This window comes from Escherichia sp. KTE159 (assembly GCF_000408805.1).
Classification (GTDB): Bacteria; Pseudomonadota; Gammaproteobacteria; order Enterobacterales; family Enterobacteriaceae; genus Escherichia; species Escherichia marmotae.
Genome location: NZ_KE137293.1, coordinates 94,805 through 109,817, shown reverse-complemented (window position 1 = coordinate 109,817; position 15,013 = coordinate 94,805). Strand labels below are relative to the sequence as shown.

General features: G+C 50.8%; 20 protein-coding genes. 13 read left to right on the top strand and 7 right to left on the bottom strand.

What is annotated here, in order from left to right; all coding sequences use genetic code 11:
- Window positions 1-35: 35 nt before the first annotated feature.
- Complete coding sequence (locus tag A31E_RS04485; RefSeq protein WP_000139749.1) at window positions 36-926, bottom strand: dihydrodipicolinate synthase family protein; 891 nt, start codon at window positions 924-926, stop codon at window positions 36-38.
- A 152-nt stretch (window positions 927-1,078) separates the two neighbouring features.
- Here A31E_RS04485 and yiiM point away from each other — a divergent pair, with 152 nt between their 5' ends.
- On the top strand, window positions 1,079-1,753 hold the full coding sequence (gene yiiM, locus A31E_RS04490) for a 6-hydroxyaminopurine reductase (protein ID WP_001270231.1): 675 nt from the start codon (window positions 1,079-1,081) through the stop codon (window positions 1,751-1,753).
- A 114-nt stretch (window positions 1,754-1,867) separates the two neighbouring features.
- On the opposite strand, the gene cpxA is transcribed toward yiiM, so the two are convergent.
- The gene (gene cpxA / locus A31E_RS04495) at window positions 1,868-3,241 is read right to left on the bottom strand and encodes an envelope stress sensor histidine kinase CpxA (RefSeq protein WP_000580416.1); all 1,374 of its coding nucleotides are present in this window, start codon (window positions 3,239-3,241) and stop codon (window positions 1,868-1,870) included.
- On the bottom strand, window positions 3,238-3,936 hold the full coding sequence (cpxR, locus tag A31E_RS04500) for an envelope stress response regulator transcription factor CpxR (RefSeq protein WP_001033718.1): 699 nt from the start codon (window positions 3,934-3,936) through the stop codon (window positions 3,238-3,240). Before cpxR ends, cpxA begins: the two co-directional genes overlap by 4 nt.
- A gap of 149 nt (window positions 3,937-4,085) precedes the next feature.
- Between cpxR and cpxP the strand changes: the two genes are divergently transcribed.
- Window positions 4,086-4,586 carry a cell-envelope stress modulator CpxP gene (cpxP, locus tag A31E_RS04505; RefSeq protein WP_001517491.1) on the top strand — a complete coding sequence of 167 codons (501 nt, stop codon included), beginning with the start codon at window positions 4,086-4,088 and terminating at the stop codon, window positions 4,584-4,586.
- Window positions 4,587-4,771: 185 nt separating this feature from the next.
- Here the strand turns inward: cpxP and A31E_RS04510 are convergent, their stop codons facing one another.
- Window positions 4,772-5,752 carry a phage integrase gene (locus A31E_RS04510; protein WP_016249395.1) on the bottom strand — a complete coding sequence of 327 codons (981 nt, stop codon included), beginning with the start codon at window positions 5,750-5,752 and terminating at the stop codon, window positions 4,772-4,774.
- Between the two features lie 69 nt (window positions 5,753-5,821).
- Window positions 5,822-6,115 (bottom strand): helix-turn-helix domain-containing protein, encoded by a 294-nt coding sequence (locus A31E_RS04515; RefSeq protein ID WP_016249394.1) that lies wholly within the window; start codon window positions 6,113-6,115, stop codon window positions 5,822-5,824.
- A 136-nt stretch (window positions 6,116-6,251) separates the two neighbouring features.
- Between A31E_RS04515 and A31E_RS04520 the strand changes: the two genes are divergently transcribed.
- The 11 genes from A31E_RS04520 (at window position 6,252) to A31E_RS04560 (ending at window position 11,770) form a co-directional block, all read left to right on the top strand.
- Window positions 6,252-6,524, top strand: a complete 273-nt coding sequence (locus tag A31E_RS04520; RefSeq protein WP_016249393.1) for a Cox family DNA-binding protein — start codon at window positions 6,252-6,254, stop codon at window positions 6,522-6,524.
- Window positions 6,500-6,697, top strand: coding sequence for a hypothetical protein (locus A31E_RS26130; RefSeq protein WP_001333116.1), 198 nt, complete (start codon window positions 6,500-6,502; stop codon window positions 6,695-6,697). The genes A31E_RS04520 and A31E_RS26130 overlap by 25 nt, the downstream gene beginning before the upstream one ends.
- Complete coding sequence (locus tag A31E_RS04525; RefSeq protein WP_000217679.1) at window positions 6,694-7,194, top strand: hypothetical protein; 501 nt, start codon at window positions 6,694-6,696, stop codon at window positions 7,192-7,194. Before A31E_RS26130 ends, A31E_RS04525 begins: the two co-directional genes overlap by 4 nt.
- A 63-nt stretch (window positions 7,195-7,257) precedes the next feature.
- Complete coding sequence (locus A31E_RS04530; RefSeq protein ID WP_001749227.1) at window positions 7,258-7,482, top strand: DUF2732 family protein; 225 nt, start codon at window positions 7,258-7,260, stop codon at window positions 7,480-7,482.
- The gene (locus A31E_RS04535) at window positions 7,482-7,784 is read left to right on the top strand and encodes a DUF5405 family protein (protein ID WP_001277961.1); all 303 of its coding nucleotides are present in this window, start codon (window positions 7,482-7,484) and stop codon (window positions 7,782-7,784) included. Before A31E_RS04530 ends, A31E_RS04535 begins: the two co-directional genes overlap by 1 nt.
- On the top strand, window positions 7,784-8,008 hold the full coding sequence (locus A31E_RS04540) for a TraR/DksA C4-type zinc finger protein (RefSeq protein WP_001113264.1): 225 nt from the start codon (window positions 7,784-7,786) through the stop codon (window positions 8,006-8,008). The genes A31E_RS04535 and A31E_RS04540 overlap by 1 nt, the downstream gene beginning before the upstream one ends.
- Window positions 8,005-8,280 carry a DUF5405 family protein gene (locus A31E_RS04545; protein WP_000027664.1) on the top strand — a complete coding sequence of 92 codons (276 nt, stop codon included), beginning with the start codon at window positions 8,005-8,007 and terminating at the stop codon, window positions 8,278-8,280. The genes A31E_RS04540 and A31E_RS04545 overlap by 4 nt, the downstream gene beginning before the upstream one ends.
- A complete protein-coding gene (locus tag A31E_RS04550; RefSeq protein ID WP_016249392.1) occupies window positions 8,270-10,555 on the top strand; it encodes a replication endonuclease in 2,286 nt (761 codons plus the stop codon). The genes A31E_RS04545 and A31E_RS04550 overlap by 11 nt, the downstream gene beginning before the upstream one ends.
- The gene (locus A31E_RS04555) at window positions 10,555-11,007 is read left to right on the top strand and encodes a DUF3850 domain-containing protein (RefSeq protein WP_016249391.1); all 453 of its coding nucleotides are present in this window, start codon (window positions 10,555-10,557) and stop codon (window positions 11,005-11,007) included. Before A31E_RS04550 ends, A31E_RS04555 begins: the two co-directional genes overlap by 1 nt.
- Window positions 11,007-11,213 (top strand): hypothetical protein, encoded by a 207-nt coding sequence (locus tag A31E_RS26480; protein WP_071790973.1) that lies wholly within the window; start codon window positions 11,007-11,009, stop codon window positions 11,211-11,213. The genes A31E_RS04555 and A31E_RS26480 overlap by 1 nt, the downstream gene beginning before the upstream one ends.
- 137 nt (window positions 11,214-11,350) lie before the next feature.
- Window positions 11,351-11,770: a hypothetical protein gene (locus A31E_RS04560; protein ID WP_016249390.1), complete on the top strand. Its 420-nt coding sequence runs from the start codon at window positions 11,351-11,353 to the stop codon at window positions 11,768-11,770.
- Window positions 11,771-12,086: 316 nt separating this feature from the next.
- On the opposite strand, the gene A31E_RS04565 is transcribed toward A31E_RS04560, so the two are convergent.
- Both A31E_RS04565 and A31E_RS04570 read right to left on the bottom strand, forming a co-directional pair.
- The gene (locus tag A31E_RS04565; RefSeq protein ID WP_016249389.1) at window positions 12,087-13,121 is read right to left on the bottom strand and encodes a phage portal protein; all 1,035 of its coding nucleotides are present in this window, start codon (window positions 13,119-13,121) and stop codon (window positions 12,087-12,089) included.
- Entirely contained in the window at window positions 13,121-14,893 is a 1,773-nt protein-coding gene (locus A31E_RS04570) for a terminase ATPase subunit family protein (protein WP_000156861.1), read from the bottom strand. The genes A31E_RS04565 and A31E_RS04570 overlap by 1 nt, the downstream gene beginning before the upstream one ends.
- Window positions 14,894-15,013 lie beyond the last annotated feature (120 nt).

Sequence of the window (15,013 nt, the reverse complement as noted above, 5' to 3'; positions counted from 1 at the left end):
GGGCCGGATGGTTTGTCGTCATCCGGCTTCTTGCGTTATCTGACAAAGACCTCGTCAATTGTTCGACATTCACTTTCGCTTAACTCGCCACCCGCATTGCGTGATACTCCAGTGCAATAACCAAACTTACGCGATACCACCGTCTTGATAGTAGTGACAAAATCCTCACCAATGGCGTAGATGGACATATAAGTGCCAATCTGTTGCTGAATCTCTTGTAAAGCCGCCAGGTCGCCGCGTTTGAAGGCTTCACGGGCTTCGACAAACAGTTCCGGCATAACGTTGTTCAGGCCGGATATTATCCCCGCGCCACCGGCTAGCAGATTAGGAATGTAATACTCGTCATAGCCCGAAAGTACAGCAAAATCAGAACGAACAGACTGTGTTGCCTGAATCATGCTGCGGGTGTGCGACTGGCAATCGACAGTGTCTTTAATCCCGGCAAAGTGAGGAAATTCACTCGCCAGCGTGGCGACCAGGTCTGGGGTTAAATCACAACCGGTCCGCGCCGGGAAGTTATATGCGAACCATTTTCCCCGTAACTCGCGACCCAGATGGCGGAAATAGCTTAATAATTGCTTCGCCGTCTGGCCGTAGTAGTAAGGCGGCAGGATCATCACTGCATCATAGCCTGTGCGATACGCTTCTTGTGCCATCACCAGTACATCGTGAGTGCATGTGGAAGAAACGTTAGCGACCATTTTTAATGTGCTCATGGTACGCGCCTCGCGGATAAGCATGAGTCTCTCTTCGAGGGTGAAAGAGGCAAATTCACCAATGCTGCCCATCAGCAATATCACATCAATGTTGGCTTCCGTTAATCGCTGCAGATGTCGCTTCAGCCCGTTAAGATCCACATTACCGTCTTTATCCATTGGCGTAATGGAAGGACACCAGACGCCAGAAAACTGTGTTTGCTCGGTCACGTTGAACACTCCTTATAATGAAATGGCGTTTCAAATTCATCTCATTGATAACATTTCTAAGGCGTCATCATGTGAACCGTGCTCTCATTTTGCGCGCCTGACGTAAAATAAATATGGTCTAATGGGGAAATTTCTCGGTGGAGAGGGAACAGATGCGATATCCAGTTGATGTATACGCAGGCAAGGTTCGGGAATATCCGGAAAGCCGTCCAAGTGCGATTGCGAAAATCCAGGTCGATGGCGAGTTGATGTTGACAGAGCTGGGGCTGGAAGGTGACGAGCAGGCAGAGAAGAAAATTCATGGCGGACCAGACAGGGCGCTGTGTCACTATCCTCGTGAACATTATCTTTATTGGGCGCGGGAATTTCCGGAACAGGCGGATTTGTTTGTTGCGCCTGCGTTTGGTGAAAACCTCTCAACCGACGGTCTGACGGAAAGCAATGTTTATATTGGCGATATTTTCCGCTGGGGCGAGGCTTTGATTCAGGTTACCCAACCGCGGTCACCGTGCTTTAAACTCAATTATCATTTTGACATCAGCGATATGGCGCAGTTGATGCAAAATGCCGGAAAAACTGGCTGGTTATATAGCGTGATTGCGCCGGGGTTGATATCTGCAGATGCGCCGCTGGAGTTGGTTTCCCGCGTCAGTGATGTCACCGTGCAGGAGGCAATAGCCATTGCTTGGCATATGCCGTTTGATGATGAGCAGTATCACCGTTTACTCTCCGCTGCCGGGCTGTCGAAAAGCTGGACGCGGACGATGCAGAAGCGCCGACTTAGCGGCAAGATTGAAGATTTTTCGCGGCGTTTGTGGGGAAAATAAAAAGCGGAGAGTAGGCCTGATAAGACGCAACCAGCGTCGCATCAGGCGTCCGCTCAAATGCCGGATGCGGCGTAAACGCCTTATCCGGCTTATAAAAGCTGCCCTGCGCGGTGTTTAGCTCCGCTTATACAGCGGCAGCCAAATTACCAGCCGTAAACCGCCCAGCGGACTGTCTTCAGCTTTCACCCAACCACGGTGCTGCTGGATGGCGGTTTCGACAATCGCCAGCCCCAGACCCGTACCGCCAGATTCACGATCGCGCGCTTCATCGGTGCGATAAAACGGACGGAAAATCTGTTCGCGATCTTCCGGGCTAACGCCAGGACCATCGTCATCCACCGTAATGGTGATACCGTCTTTATCTACCGCGAAGCCCACTTCAATCTTCGTATGGGAATAACGCAGGGCATTACGGACAATGTTTTCCAGCGCACTTTCCAGGGCATTTGGGTTGCCGTACAGCGGCCACGGCCCTGGCGGGAAGTTAACGGTAAACGACTTGCCCATCTGCTCCGCTTCGAACGCTGCGTTATCCAGCACTTCGCTCCACAACTGGTTGGCTTTGATGGTCTCGCTTACCAGCGCGTTTTTCTGCTGATTACGTGACATCACCAACAGGTCGTTGATCATGCTGTCCAGACGTTGTGCTTCGGTTTCAATGCGCTCCAGTTCCTTACTTTCGCCACTACGACGGCGTAGTAACGCCGTACCCAGTTGCAGACGCGTCAGCGGCGTGCGCAGCTCGTGAGAGATATCAGAAAGCAGGCGCTGCTGGGAGGTCATCATGCGTTCCAGCGCAGTCACCATCTGGTTAAAACTGGCACCTGCGGCAAGAAATTCTTGTGGCCCCGCTTCCAGTTCCGGGTGCTGACGTAAGTTCCCCTGAGCGACTTCATCGGCAGCGTTTTTCAGCTTGCGCGCCGGTTTTGCCAGACTCCAGGCCAACCACAACAGCAACGGCGTACTGACCAACATGGTGACAATTAACAGTAATAGCGGGCGGTCAAACAGTAAGTTGATGAAATCGGATTGAGAACTGCTGGCCGGGCGAATCAGATAGAGCTGGTAATTATCTTCACCGTCGCGCACAGAGAACGGCCCGACCAGTTCCACGCGACCATACTTTTTCTTCTGCGGGTGATCGGCGTTATCCGCCTGACCAATAAAGTTGCGAATGATCTGCATTTCGCTGCGTTCAGCACCGATCACGCGGCCTTCGGTGGTTACCAGTAATAAACGCTGACCAGGTGGTGCCCATTTATCAATGGCACGGAACAGGCGACGCCACCACATTAAATCGTTGGGGGGATCGTTCGCCAGTTCCGCTTCGACATGCTGCTCAATCATCAGCCCCTGACGCTGTTCGCTATCCAGAAGCTCGGTCATCTGGCGTGAATCGAGCTTGGGTAACATCAAAACCAGCATCAACACCAGCGCCAGCGTCAGCCAGAAGATGGCGAAGATGCGCGCGGTTAAACTGCCTATCATGAAGCAGAAACCATCAGATAGCCGCGACCACGCAACGTTTTAAACCACGGATGCCCGTCTTTGCGATCCGGCAGCTTACGGCGCAGGTTGGAGATGTGCATATCGATAGCACGGTCGAAAGGCGTCAGGCGTTTGCCCAGCACTTCCTGGCTTAAATGCTCGCGAGAAACTACCTGGCCCAGATGCTGCGCCAGCAAATAGAGCAGGGTAAATTCAGTACCGGTTAACTCCAACGTTTGTCCGTCGAAGCTGGCTTCCTGACGACCTGGATTCAGCACTAACGCATCTACTTCCAGCGTCGGTGAACCGTTGTCGCTATTTTGCTGTTGCTCGCTCCAGTGCGAACGGCGCAGGATCGCGCGAATACGTGCAACCAGCTCACGATCATTAAACGGTTTCGGGAGATAGTCATCCGCGCCCAGCTCAAGGCCAAGAACGCGATCAAGTTCACTGCCGCGCGCTGTTAACATAATGACAGGCGTCTGGTGTGTCTGGCGAAGTGCCTTCAATGTATCGATACCATTTTTCTTCGGCATCATCACATCAAGCAAAAGTAAATCAATGCTGTCGTCCAGAAGATCAAGCGCCTGTTCTCCATCATGGGCAACAATCACGTCGAAACCTTCCATCTCGAGCAGTTCCTTTAACAGGGACGTTAGCTCTCGGTCATCATCAACTAACAAGATTTTATTCATTCTTTAATTACCTCCGAGGCAGAAATTACGTCATCAGACGTCGCTAATCCATGACTTTACGTTGTTTTACACCCCCTGACGCATGTTTGCAGCCTGAATCGTAAACTCTCTATCGTTGAATCGCGACAGAAAGATTTTGGGAGCAAATGATGCGCATAGTTACCGTTGCCGTCATGGCCTCAACGCTGGCAGTCAGTTCACTAAGCCACGCTGCTGAAGTCGGTTCAGGCGATAACTGGCATCCGGGCGAAGAACTTGCGCAGCGCAGTACGCAGAGCCATATGTTCGACGGCATAAGTTTAACCGAACATCAGCGTCAGCAGATGCGAGATCTTATGCAACAGGCCCGGCACGAACAGCCTCCTGTTAATGTTAGCGAAGTGGAGACAATGCATCGCCTTGTCACCGCAGAAAATTTTGATGAAAACGCTGTGCGCGCTCAGGCAGAAAAAATGGCGAAAGAGCAGATCGCTCGCCAGGTTGAGATGGCTAAAGTCCGCAACCAAATGTATCACCTGTTAACGCCGGAGCAGCAAGCGGTTTTAAACGAGAAACATCAACAGCGAATGGAGCAGTTGCGCGACGTGACGCAATGGCAAAAAAGTTCATCGTTGAAGCTATTGAGTAGTAGCAACTCACGTTCCCAGTAGTAAACCCTGTTTTCCTTGCCATAGACACCATCCCTGTCTTCCCCCACATGATGTGGGGGTTTTTTTTATCAATCACTTACATACAATCAAAAGTAAAAACAGTCACTTATCGAAAGCTGTAAGGGTTTGGAGTGGTTTCAAAACTTCTTGAGTGTGGACACTATGTGGACACTCGGAAGGGAAAATTATAACGTCACTCCGCCTTTTAGAGGATTCAGCGCGACGGCATTCTGTAGGTAGTCCGGCGCAAGATGCGCGTAGGCCATCGTCTGCTGGATGCTCGCATGTCCCAGAATCTGTTGCAGTGCAATTATATTGCCCCCATTCATCATGAAATGGCTTGCGAATGTATGCCGCAGGATGTGGGTTGCCTGATTGGGTGGTATATCAGGTTTCACTCTGCGTAAAATCCCGCAAAACTTCTCATAATCAACTTTGAACAATTTGGCGCTGGCCTCCTCTTTAACTTTTTTCTCTAGTTCCTCAGAAATCGGCACGGTTCGCTTTTTACCGTTTTTGGTTTTCAAAAAGGTAACTCTACAACTTGTAATCTGCGCTGGTTTTAGCGTGGCAACTTCCGTCCATCTTCCGCCAGTGCTTAGGCATAAAAGCGCGACCAGTAAGTCATCACCAACCAAAACATTTAACAGTTTTTCGATTTCTGATTTTTCCAGAAACGTCATTTCCGGATTGGTCTCCGCCAGTGGCGGCAGTCCGTGAATTGGATGTTGCCCGGAAAATTCATCCAATTGAATTAATTTAGTGAACATGCCTGACAATCGGTACATGTCACGATTTATCGTTGCAGCACTAATGCCATCACGTAGCCGCACGGAGCGATAATCCATCAAAGCCCTTTTACTCATCCGGCTAACTGGTATATCACCTATTCCACTGATAGTTTTGAGCAGATGATTAAACTCTTTTGTTCCATGCTCATGGTTTTGTCCGTGATATTTCCACCAGATGTCCAATAACTCAGTCAACGTTCGGCGGTCTGCTCGCTGGCCTCCCCATTCTTTCTGGCTGGCATTGGCAATTGTGTATCGCTCAAATGCAACTGCTTCAGCCTTTCTCTCAAACTTCCTGCGGATGCGTTTTCCATCGCGACCGCGAGGTCTAATGTCCACTTCATAGCGACCATCATCGAGCTTCTTAATTGCCATAAGAAAGCCCTCCGGCGCTGTATTCACCATTCTGGAAGCAAATGGTGAAAATGTAATCTTTATATAGAGTTAGCCAATCCTTTTCGCGGAGAGGCTGGATTCTGTTGACTCTGGCCCAATGTGTGCGAGAGCCGGTGCGATTTGTCCTGCTTCCGGCGCTGTTTTATCTGTCATAAGCCATAGTGTGTATTTTTGAAACTGAGGTGTGTTGGTGACTTGCAACACAACTTGGATGCCTGGGTCTTGATGCCCTCCCTCGTAATTCTTTAGCGTCCCTAATGCTATTCCACTGATTTCACTGAATTTTGCTTGAGTTAGCCCTTCCGATTTTCTTATTGCTCTTAATTTCTGTGCGATATTCATTTGACATAGTCCTGACTTAATGACTATATTCCCCGAAAAAGGTCATTAATCCAGAACCTTTTCGGGCGCGAGTCCAGCGCCGCTTAAACGGTTTCAAGCGGTTTTTAAGGGGCTGGATCCTATGAGGGTAACATAGATGGAAGCGAATGATTATGTGATCAAGTACCCGCTCGATGCGGTACATGCGGAAAAATTTGCAGATTTATTGGGTAAACCAAAAACCGCAGTTACAGAAATGATCAAGGCTAACAAGCTACCGGTTATTGAGCTTCGAGATCCAAATAAGCCTAAGGCTCGTGCCGGTGAGAAATGGGTTTTCATTCCAGAGTTTAATCGCGCTGTACGTGAGGCGTTTTATAACCGGCCGGTTGAACAGCGTGATGCATGGCTTTTGTGGATGGGGTTGTGATTATGAGTGAACCGCGTTGTATTGCTCAGTTACTGCGTAACGAAAGCCCCAGGGCGATTGACTTCACCATCACCCACGGGAAGGGGCGCAAGGGAATCATTATCCGTACCAAAAAACAGAGTCCGTTAAAAAAGGCTCTGACCTTTCTGAAAAGCCGGAGGGTCTGGAAATGACAGTGATGACACTTAATCTCGTCGAAAAACAGCCAGCAGCTATGCGCCGGATAATTGGTAAGCATCTGGCCGTCCCTCGCTGGCAGGAGACATGTGATTATTATAATCAGATGATGGAACGTGAACGGCTAACGGTTTGCTTCCATGCGCAGTTAAAACAACGTCACGCAACGATGCGTTTCGAAGAAATGAACGATGTCGAACGTGAACGGCTGGTTTGTGCAATTGATGAATTGCGTGGGGCATTCTCAAAACGCCGTCAGGTCGGTGCAAGTGAGTATGCATATATTAGTTTTTTAACAGTCAGCCAGCGTCGTACTTTATTTATGCATGCACGACTGACAGAAAAAGAATTCAACCAGCCATACTGGCGAATTAATGAAGAATCATGTTACTGGCGTGATGCTTTATTCCGTGCATTACGTGAATTATTCAGTCTGTTTGAGTATGCACCGACAATTCTGACATCGGTAAAACCAGAGCAATATCTGCATTAAGTAATTAACCAGAGTTTTTAACGCACTTAATTGTGCGGGGCTTCTTTTTGCCTGGAGAAAGTCATGCATACAGTTTCTGAAAATCAGTGCGGTAAATACGCATTACTGCTGCAACAGGCCAGAACCGAAGCACAGGCCGATGCAGCGACGCGCTTTTTTTCTCATCTTGACGCCATGATTCGCCACATCACAAAGGCGGAGTTATCCCGCGTGGAGATAGTCGAGCTGCTCAGTCAGGAGTCGGAAAAATTTCACAACATCGGATTGTCTCGCGGGGAGGTGCTTTGATGTCCTGTTCTCGTTCAGTTGTTTTACTGAACAATGCCTTAAAAATCGCCGTTATGAAAAATGGCGATTTGTCTCTTATTCAACTTGGTCTTGATAAAGAAAAACGCGAAATAACTGAATCTGTTATCGCGATTTATCAGAGTGAATTAAACCTCCTGTCTGATGTGGTCAATTTACTTGTTAAACGCGCTGTATTCCACAAGCAAATTTCCTCCGTGGATGAACTGACGAAATTAACGACAGAAATCGCCAGCTATTGCGCTGATGAATTTAAAAAACTGAACGACAAAAGGAACTGGTAATGCCGGACAACGTAGATTTTATTCAGGAACAACAGGCTGAATTACTGGAGCGCCAGATTAACGCGGCAAGGGTAAAACATTGCGGTGCTTCTGCGCTGGTTTGCGAAGAGTGTGATGCGCCAATACCTGCTGCCCGTCGTGCGGCTTATCCGTCAGCCACGCGTTGTGTTTCCTGTCAGTCAGTCTTTGAAGCAAAAAACAAACATTACCGGAGAACGGCATGAGTATTCGTATTGAAATTGGCGAACGTTATGTCGTTACCAGTGACAGCTTTCAGTTTATTCTCCACGAGAAAAAGAGAGCGGAAAGCGGTAAAAACGCCGGTCAGGAATGGCTGGCGGTGGTTGGTTATTACCCGAAATTAAGCCAGCTCGTTTCCGGCCTGATGCATCACGATATTCTGACCGGAAGCGCAAAGTCTTTTGCTGATTTAAACGCGCAGGTTGAGCAACTCAGCAAGCGTTGCTCAGAGGCTTTTGGCTCATATGGCCGTTAAAGCCTCCGGGCGTTTTGTCCCTCCGTCAGCATTTGCCGCAGGCACCGGTAAGGCGTTTACCGGTGCTTATGCATGGAACGCGCCACGCGAGGCTGTCGGGCGCGAAAGACCCCTTACACGTGACGAGATGCGTCAGGTGCAAGGTGTTTTATCCACGATTAACCGCCTGCCTTACTTTTTGCGCTCGCTGTTTACTTCACGCTATGACTACATCCGGCGCAATAAAAGCCCGGTGCACGGGTTTTATTTCCTCACATCCACTTTTCAGCGTCGTTTATGGCCGCGCATTGAGCGTGTGAATCAGCGCCATGAAATGAACACCGACGCGTCGTTGCTGTTTCTGGCAGAGCGTGACCACTATGCGCGCCTGCCTGGAATGAATGACAAAGAGCTGAAAAAGTTTGCCGCCCGTATCTCATCGCAGCTTTTCATGATGTATGAGGAACTCAGCGATGCCTGGGTGGATGCGCATGGCGAAAAAGAATCGCTGTTTACGGATGAGGCGCAGGCTCACCTGTATGGTCATGTTGCTGGCGCTGCACGTGCTTTCAATATTTCCCCGCTCTACTGGAAAAAATACCGTAAAGGACAGATGACCACGAGGCAGGCGTATTCTGCCATTGCCCGTCTGTTTAACGATGAGTGGTGGACTCATCAGCTCAAAGGCCAGCGCATGCGCTGGCATGAGGCGTTACTGATTGCTGTCGGGGAGGTCAATAAAGACCGTTCTCCTTATGCCAGTAAACATGCCATTCGTGATGTACGTGCACGCCGCCAGGCAAATCTGGAATTTCTTAAATCGTGTGACCTTGAAAACAAGGAAACCGGCGAGCGCATCGACCTTATCAGTAAGGTGATGGGCAGTATTTCAAATCCAGAAATTCGCCGGATGGAGCTGATGAACACCATCGCCGGTATTGAGCGTTACGCCGCCGCAGAGGGTGATGTGGGGATGTTTATCACGCTTACCGCGCCGTCAAAGTATCACCCGACACGTCAGGTCAGAAAAGGCGAAAGTAAAACCGTCCAGCTAAATCACGGCTGGAACGATGAGGCATTTAATCCAAAGGATGCGCAGCGTTATCTCTGCCGTATCTGGAGCCTGATGCGCACGGCATTCAAGGATAATGATTTACAGGCCTACGGTTTGCGTGTTGTTGAACCACACCACGACGGAACGCCGCACTGGCATATGATGCTTTTTTGTAATCCACGCCAGCGTAACCAGATTATCGAAATCATGCGTCGCTACGCGCTCAAAGAGGATGGCGACGAAAGAGGAGCCGCGCGAAACCGTTTTCAGGCAAAACACCTTAACCGGGGCGGTGCTGCGGGGTATATCGCGAAATACATCTCAAAAAACATCGACGGCTATGCACTGGATGGTCAGCTCGATAACGATACCGGCAGGCCGCTGAAAGACACTGCTGCGGCTGTTACCGCATGGGCGTCAACGTGGCGCATTCCGCAATTTAAAACGGTTGGTCTGCCGACAATGGGGGCTTACCGTGAACTACGCAAATTGCCTCGCGGCGTCAGCATTGCTGATGAGTTTGACGAGCGCGTCGAGGCTGCACGCGCCGCCGCAGACAGTGGTGATTTTGCGTTGTATATCAGCGCGCAGGGTGGGGCAAATGTCCCGCGCGATTGTCAGACTGTCAGGGTTGCCCGTAGCCCGTCGGAAGACGTTAACGAGTACGAAGAAGAAGTCGAGAGAGTGGTCGGCATTTACGCGCCGCATCTCGGCGCGCGACATATTCATATCACCAGAACGACGGACTGGCGCATTGTGCCGAAAGTTCCGGTCGTTGAGCCTTTGACTTTAAAAAGCGGCATCGCCGCGCCTCGGAGTCCTGTCAATAACTGTGGAAAGTTCACCGGCGGTGATGCTTCGTTACCGGCTCCCACACCTTCTGAACACGCCGCAGCAGTGCTTAATCTGGTTGATGACGGTGTTATCGAATGGAATGACCAGGAGGTCGTGAGGGCGCTCAGGGGCGCATTAAAACACGACATGAGAACACCAAATCGTCAGCAAAGAAACGGAAGCCCGTTAAAACCGCATGAAATTGCACCATCGGCCAGACTGACCCGGTCGGAAAGAATGCAAATTACCCGTATCCGTGTTGACCTTGCTCAGAACGGTATCAGGCCTCAGCGATGGGAGCTTGAGGCGCTGGCGCGTGGGGCAACCGTAAATTACGACGGGAAAAAATTCACGTATCCGGTCGCTGATGAGTGGCCGGGATTCTCAACAGTAATGGAGTGGACATAATGGCAAAAATTCACGAGGTAAAGCTGCACGCAAAATATTTCGACCTTGTGCTGGAAGGACATAAACGTGCAGAGTTTCGGAAAAATGACCGTAATTATGAGCGCGGGGACACGTTGATTTTGCATGAATGGGTGCAGGGTGTGTATACGGGGCGAAAGGTTGAAGCCCGGATAACAGATGTTACTGACCTGTCAGACTGGCTGGAAGATTATGTCTTGCTAAGTATTGAGCGGCTTAATACAGGCGCATATGAGATTGTGAACTGGAAAGAACTTAGTGAGCGTGGTCTGGTATTCAGAATTAATCATGAAATTATGCATCAGCTCGGCCTTGCTGTTATGTATGAACCAGAGACGGGGATGTCTGGCGGGGCAATGGTTGCCACGGATGGAGCATGGAACTATTCAGATGAACAGATGGAGCGTGCACAGCAAAACGGGTGGCTTGGATAATGCACAGAATACCAGGCGAGATACCGCACCATAAAACTAAAAATATCAAGCTGATGGCTATTGTTCAGCGTTTACAGCGGATTATGGTCAACGAAAATCTGACGCCCGATGAGCTGGTCGTGTGTGCCGAAATAGTCCGGGATAATTACGGGCGGTTTAACCATATCGGTCAATCAAGAGTTACGCCACCACCACGCAGACGATAGAGAACGCCGCCAGTCGTGAAACTTGTTTTCAGGGCTGGCGGGGTTGAACAACGAGCGGAGCGAGGCGTTAGACTTCATCTGGAATTTCCATCATCATTCTTCTTTTTCATAACCTGCATTTATCTTGAGTGGAACACATGGCAACGCTTGATGAAGTCTTTTGGAAGTTCGGTTACACCTCAGAAGCTGCACAATTGTTGGAAGTTGAACTGATTAATGTCCTTATCGAACATGAAATGAAGCAAGGCGAAGACATTCCAACATTAAAAGAAAAATTCTTAAAATTTGATAAGTTAACATTAGGCAGACTAAGCAATTTATTGCGTAAAAAAGGGGTGGCAGATGATGAAACGCTACAACATGTAGAACTGGCTCTATCAGCTCGAAACTACTTGGCACATGATTTTTTTCGCGCTCATAATTTCGCCAAAGATACCCCAGCAGGACGGCAAAAAATGCTCGATGATTTACAAAAAACACACAACATTATTTTTGAGGCATACCGGAAAGTACTGCTAATTAGTGGCATCAAAATTCCACCTTTAGAAGATGATTAGCCGACGCCCGCAATAGTTGCATTATTCTGCATGGCTTTTAAGGGGCGGATCTACGTGACCACCGCCAGTACTGGTGCGTCTCCAGTGTGTTCGTGCACTTGCATTAAAATCGACCCATAAAGCGGGCAGGCGAGGCGGGGAAAGCACTGCGCGCTGGCGGTGGTGCTGATTTTATTTTTTCAGTGTCTGAGCGCGTCGTGATGGCGTTTAGATTGTGCGCTGGGGCGTTGCTGTGTCTGCGGGCTGTTTTGTGCTGTGGTGAGCGTGTGAGGGCGTGATGACGGGGTGTAAAAAAGCCGCCCGCAGGCGGCGATGTTCAGCCGTTGTCAGTGTCCAGTGAGTAGTTTTTAAAGCGGATGACCTCCTGACCGAGCCAGCCGTTTATCTCTCGGATCCTGTCCTGTAACGGGATAAGCTCATTGCGGACAAAGACCTTTGCCACTTTCTCAATATCACCCAGCGACCCGACGTTCTCCGGCTTGCCACCCATCAACTGAAAGGGGATGCGGTGCGCGTCCAGTAGGTCAGCGGCGCTGGATTTTTTGATATTAAAAAAATCGTCCTTTGTCGCCACTTCACTGAGCGGGATAATTTTGATGCCGTCTGGCTTTCCCTGTGGGGCATAGAGAAACAGATTATTAAAGTTATTGCGTCCTTTCGACTTGGCCATGTTTTCGCGAAGTGAGTCAATGTAATCGCGATCCTGCAATGCGTCGGTGATATACATGATATATCCGGCATGTGCGCCGTTTTCGTAATACTTGCGGCGGAACAGTGTGGCCGACTCATTCAGCCAGGCAGAGTTAAGGGCGCTGAGATATTCCGGCAGGCCGTACAGCTCCTGATTAATATCCGGCTCCAGCAGGTGAAACACGGAGCCGGGCGCGAAAGGTGTCGGTTCGTTGAAGGACGGCACCCACCAGTAAACATCCTCCTCCACGCCACGGCGGGTATATTTTGCCGGTGAGGTTTCCAGTCTGATGACCTTACCGGTGGTGCTGTATCGCTTTTCCAGAAACGCATTACCGAAGACCAGAAAATCCAGCACAAAGCGGCTGAAATCCTGCTGGGAAAGCCACGGATGCGGGATAAATGTCGAGGCCAGAATATTACGTTTGACGTAAATCGGTGAGCTGTGATGCACGGCAGCACGCAGGCTTTTTGCCAGACCGGTAAAGCTGACCGGCGGCTCATACCATCTGCCGTTACTGATACATTCGACGTAATCCAGAATGTCACGGCGGTCGAGTACCGGCACCGGCTCGCCAAAGGTGAATGCTTCCATTTTCGGGGCGCTGGCGGTGATTGTTTTTGCCGCAGGTCGAGGTGTTTTCCCTTTTTTCTTGCTCATCAGTAAAACTCCAGAATGGTGGATGTCAGCGGGGTGCTGATACCGGCGGTGAGTGGCTCATTTAACAGGGCGTGCATGGTCGCCCAGGCGAGGTCGGCGTGGCTGGCTTCCTCGCTGCGACTGGCCTCATAGGTGGCGCTGCGTCCGCTGCTGGTCATGGTCTTTCGGATAGCCATAAACGAGCTGGTGATGTCGGTGGCGCTGACGTCATATTCCAGACAGCCACGGCGGATAACGTCTTTTGCCTTGAGCACCATTGCGGTTTTCATTTCCGGTGTGTAGCGGATATCGCGCGCGGCGGGATAGAACGAGCGCACGAGCTGGAACACGCCGACACCGAGGCCGGTGGCATCAATTCCGATGTATTCGACGTTGTATTTTTCGGTGAGTTTGCGGATGGATTCAGCCTGGGTGGCAAAGTCCATGCCTTTCCACTGGTGACGCTCAAGTATTCTGAATTTGCCACCGGCCACCACCGGCGGTGCCAGCACCACGCATCCGGCGCTGTCGCCACGGTGTGACGGGTCGTAACCAATCCATACCGGGCGGGAGCCGAACGGATTGGCGGCAAAGGGTGCATAGTCTTCCCATTCTTCCAGCGTGTCGACCATGCAGCGTTGCAGCTCCTCGAACGGGAACACCGATGCCTTGTCGTCAACAAATTCACACATGAACAGGTTTTTAAAATCGTCGGCGCTGTTTTCGCGTTTAAGCTGCTCAATGTCGAACAGCGTGCAGCCACCTTTCAGGGCGTCCTCAATGGTGACAATCTGCCGCCACTGGCCGTCCGCACAGAGAAGACCTCCGGCAAGGGCGTTATGACTGACGTCGATTTCCACGCGTTCGGCGGCGCTGGCGCGTCCCCGGTTGAACAGTTCACCCGACCAGAACGGGTAGGCGTCGTGCGCCAGCGTGGACGGGGTGGAGAAATAGGTCGAGCGCAGGTGGCTCTGTGAGGCCATACCTGATGCCACCTTACGCAGTACCTGAAAATTCGGGATCCAGAAAATCTCGTCGACGTACAGGTCGCCGTTATGGCTCTGCGCGGTGTTGGAGTTGGTGCCGAGAAAAATCAGTTTTGCGCCGTTATTGCCCAGGACAATCGGGTCACCGGTCAGGTCAACGTCAACCAGACGGGCAAAGGCGATGATGTATTCGCGGAACACATACGCCTGCGTTTTACTGGCCGACAGAAAAATCTGGTTATGGCCGGTTTTCAGGGCGCGCAGCAGCGCCTCGCGGGAAAAATAAAACGTTGCGCCAATCTGGCGGGATTTCAGGATATCGCGGATGCGGTGCTCAAGCCCGGCGCGATACCAGTGCAACTGATAGTCGAAAGACTGCTCAAAGAAAATCTGCTCCAGCTTTTCGATGGCCTCGTCACTGAAAAAATTCTTTTTCGGTTTGCGACGCCCGCCTTTGTTGCGGTTAGCGACGTTCGGATTAAGGTCTGCCTCGTTGCCGGTCTGACTGTAGCGGTTGACCCGCGCCAGTCGTTCAATCTGGCGTCCCAGCAGGTCAATTTCCTTGAAGTCACCGCCGGTTTTCTGCGGTTTGATAATGAGCTGGGTCAGTCGCGCTTCCAGACTCATTTCGACACGGCTGATGGGGGCAACGCTGTCCCAGCCGTCGCGCTGTTTCCAGCTCTGCACCGTCGGGCGTTTCATCTGCAACATGGCGGCAATCTGCGGCACGGAAAATCCCTGCCAGTACAGCAGCGCCGCCTGACGACGCGGGTCGTGTAAAAGAGTGGTGTCTGTGGTGATGGTCATGAATACCTCGCCGTGATGAATACACGGCAAGGCTACTGAGTCGCGCCCCGCGATTCGCTAAGGTGCTGTTGTGTCAGTGATAAGCCATCCGGGACTGATGGCGGAGGATGCGCATCGTCG

What these genes read in the sequence shown, in the direction of transcription:
- yiiM (WP_001270231.1), top strand. Translation starts at nt 1,079, where the DNA reads ATGCGATATCCAGTTGATGTATACGCAGGCAAGGTTCGGGAATATCCG.
- cpxA (WP_000580416.1), bottom strand. Translation starts at nt 3,241, where the DNA reads ATGATAGGCAGTTTAACCGCGCGCATCTTCGCCATCTTCTGGCTGACG.
- cpxR (WP_001033718.1), bottom strand. Translation starts at nt 3,936, where the DNA reads ATGAATAAAATCTTGTTAGTTGATGATGACCGAGAGCTAACGTCCCTG.
- cpxP (WP_001517491.1), top strand. Translation starts at nt 4,086, where the DNA reads ATGCGCATAGTTACCGTTGCCGTCATGGCCTCAACGCTGGCAGTCAGT.
- A31E_RS04510 (WP_016249395.1), bottom strand. Translation starts at nt 5,752, where the DNA reads ATGGCAATTAAGAAGCTCGATGATGGTCGCTATGAAGTGGACATTAGA.
- A31E_RS04515 (WP_016249394.1), bottom strand. Translation starts at nt 6,115, where the DNA reads ATGAATATCGCACAGAAATTAAGAGCAATAAGAAAATCGGAAGGGCTA.
- A31E_RS04520 (WP_016249393.1), top strand. Translation starts at nt 6,252, where the DNA reads ATGGAAGCGAATGATTATGTGATCAAGTACCCGCTCGATGCGGTACAT.
- A31E_RS26130 (WP_001333116.1), top strand. Translation starts at nt 6,500, where the DNA reads ATGGCTTTTGTGGATGGGGTTGTGATTATGAGTGAACCGCGTTGTATT.
- A31E_RS04525 (WP_000217679.1), top strand. Translation starts at nt 6,694, where the DNA reads ATGACAGTGATGACACTTAATCTCGTCGAAAAACAGCCAGCAGCTATG.
- A31E_RS04530 (WP_001749227.1), top strand. Translation starts at nt 7,258, where the DNA reads ATGCATACAGTTTCTGAAAATCAGTGCGGTAAATACGCATTACTGCTG.
- A31E_RS04535 (WP_001277961.1), top strand. Translation starts at nt 7,482, where the DNA reads ATGTCCTGTTCTCGTTCAGTTGTTTTACTGAACAATGCCTTAAAAATC.
- A31E_RS04540 (WP_001113264.1), top strand. Translation starts at nt 7,784, where the DNA reads ATGCCGGACAACGTAGATTTTATTCAGGAACAACAGGCTGAATTACTG.
- A31E_RS04545 (WP_000027664.1), top strand. Translation starts at nt 8,005, where the DNA reads ATGAGTATTCGTATTGAAATTGGCGAACGTTATGTCGTTACCAGTGAC.
- A31E_RS04550 (WP_016249392.1), top strand. Translation starts at nt 8,270, where the DNA reads ATGGCCGTTAAAGCCTCCGGGCGTTTTGTCCCTCCGTCAGCATTTGCC.
- A31E_RS04555 (WP_016249391.1), top strand. Translation starts at nt 10,555, where the DNA reads ATGGCAAAAATTCACGAGGTAAAGCTGCACGCAAAATATTTCGACCTT.
- A31E_RS26480 (WP_071790973.1), top strand. Translation starts at nt 11,007, where the DNA reads ATGCACAGAATACCAGGCGAGATACCGCACCATAAAACTAAAAATATC.
- A31E_RS04560 (WP_016249390.1), top strand. Translation starts at nt 11,351, where the DNA reads ATGGCAACGCTTGATGAAGTCTTTTGGAAGTTCGGTTACACCTCAGAA.
- A31E_RS04565 (WP_016249389.1), bottom strand. Translation starts at nt 13,121, where the DNA reads ATGAGCAAGAAAAAAGGGAAAACACCTCGACCTGCGGCAAAAACAATC.
- A31E_RS04570 (WP_000156861.1), bottom strand. Translation starts at nt 14,893, where the DNA reads ATGACCATCACCACAGACACCACTCTTTTACACGACCCGCGTCGTCAG.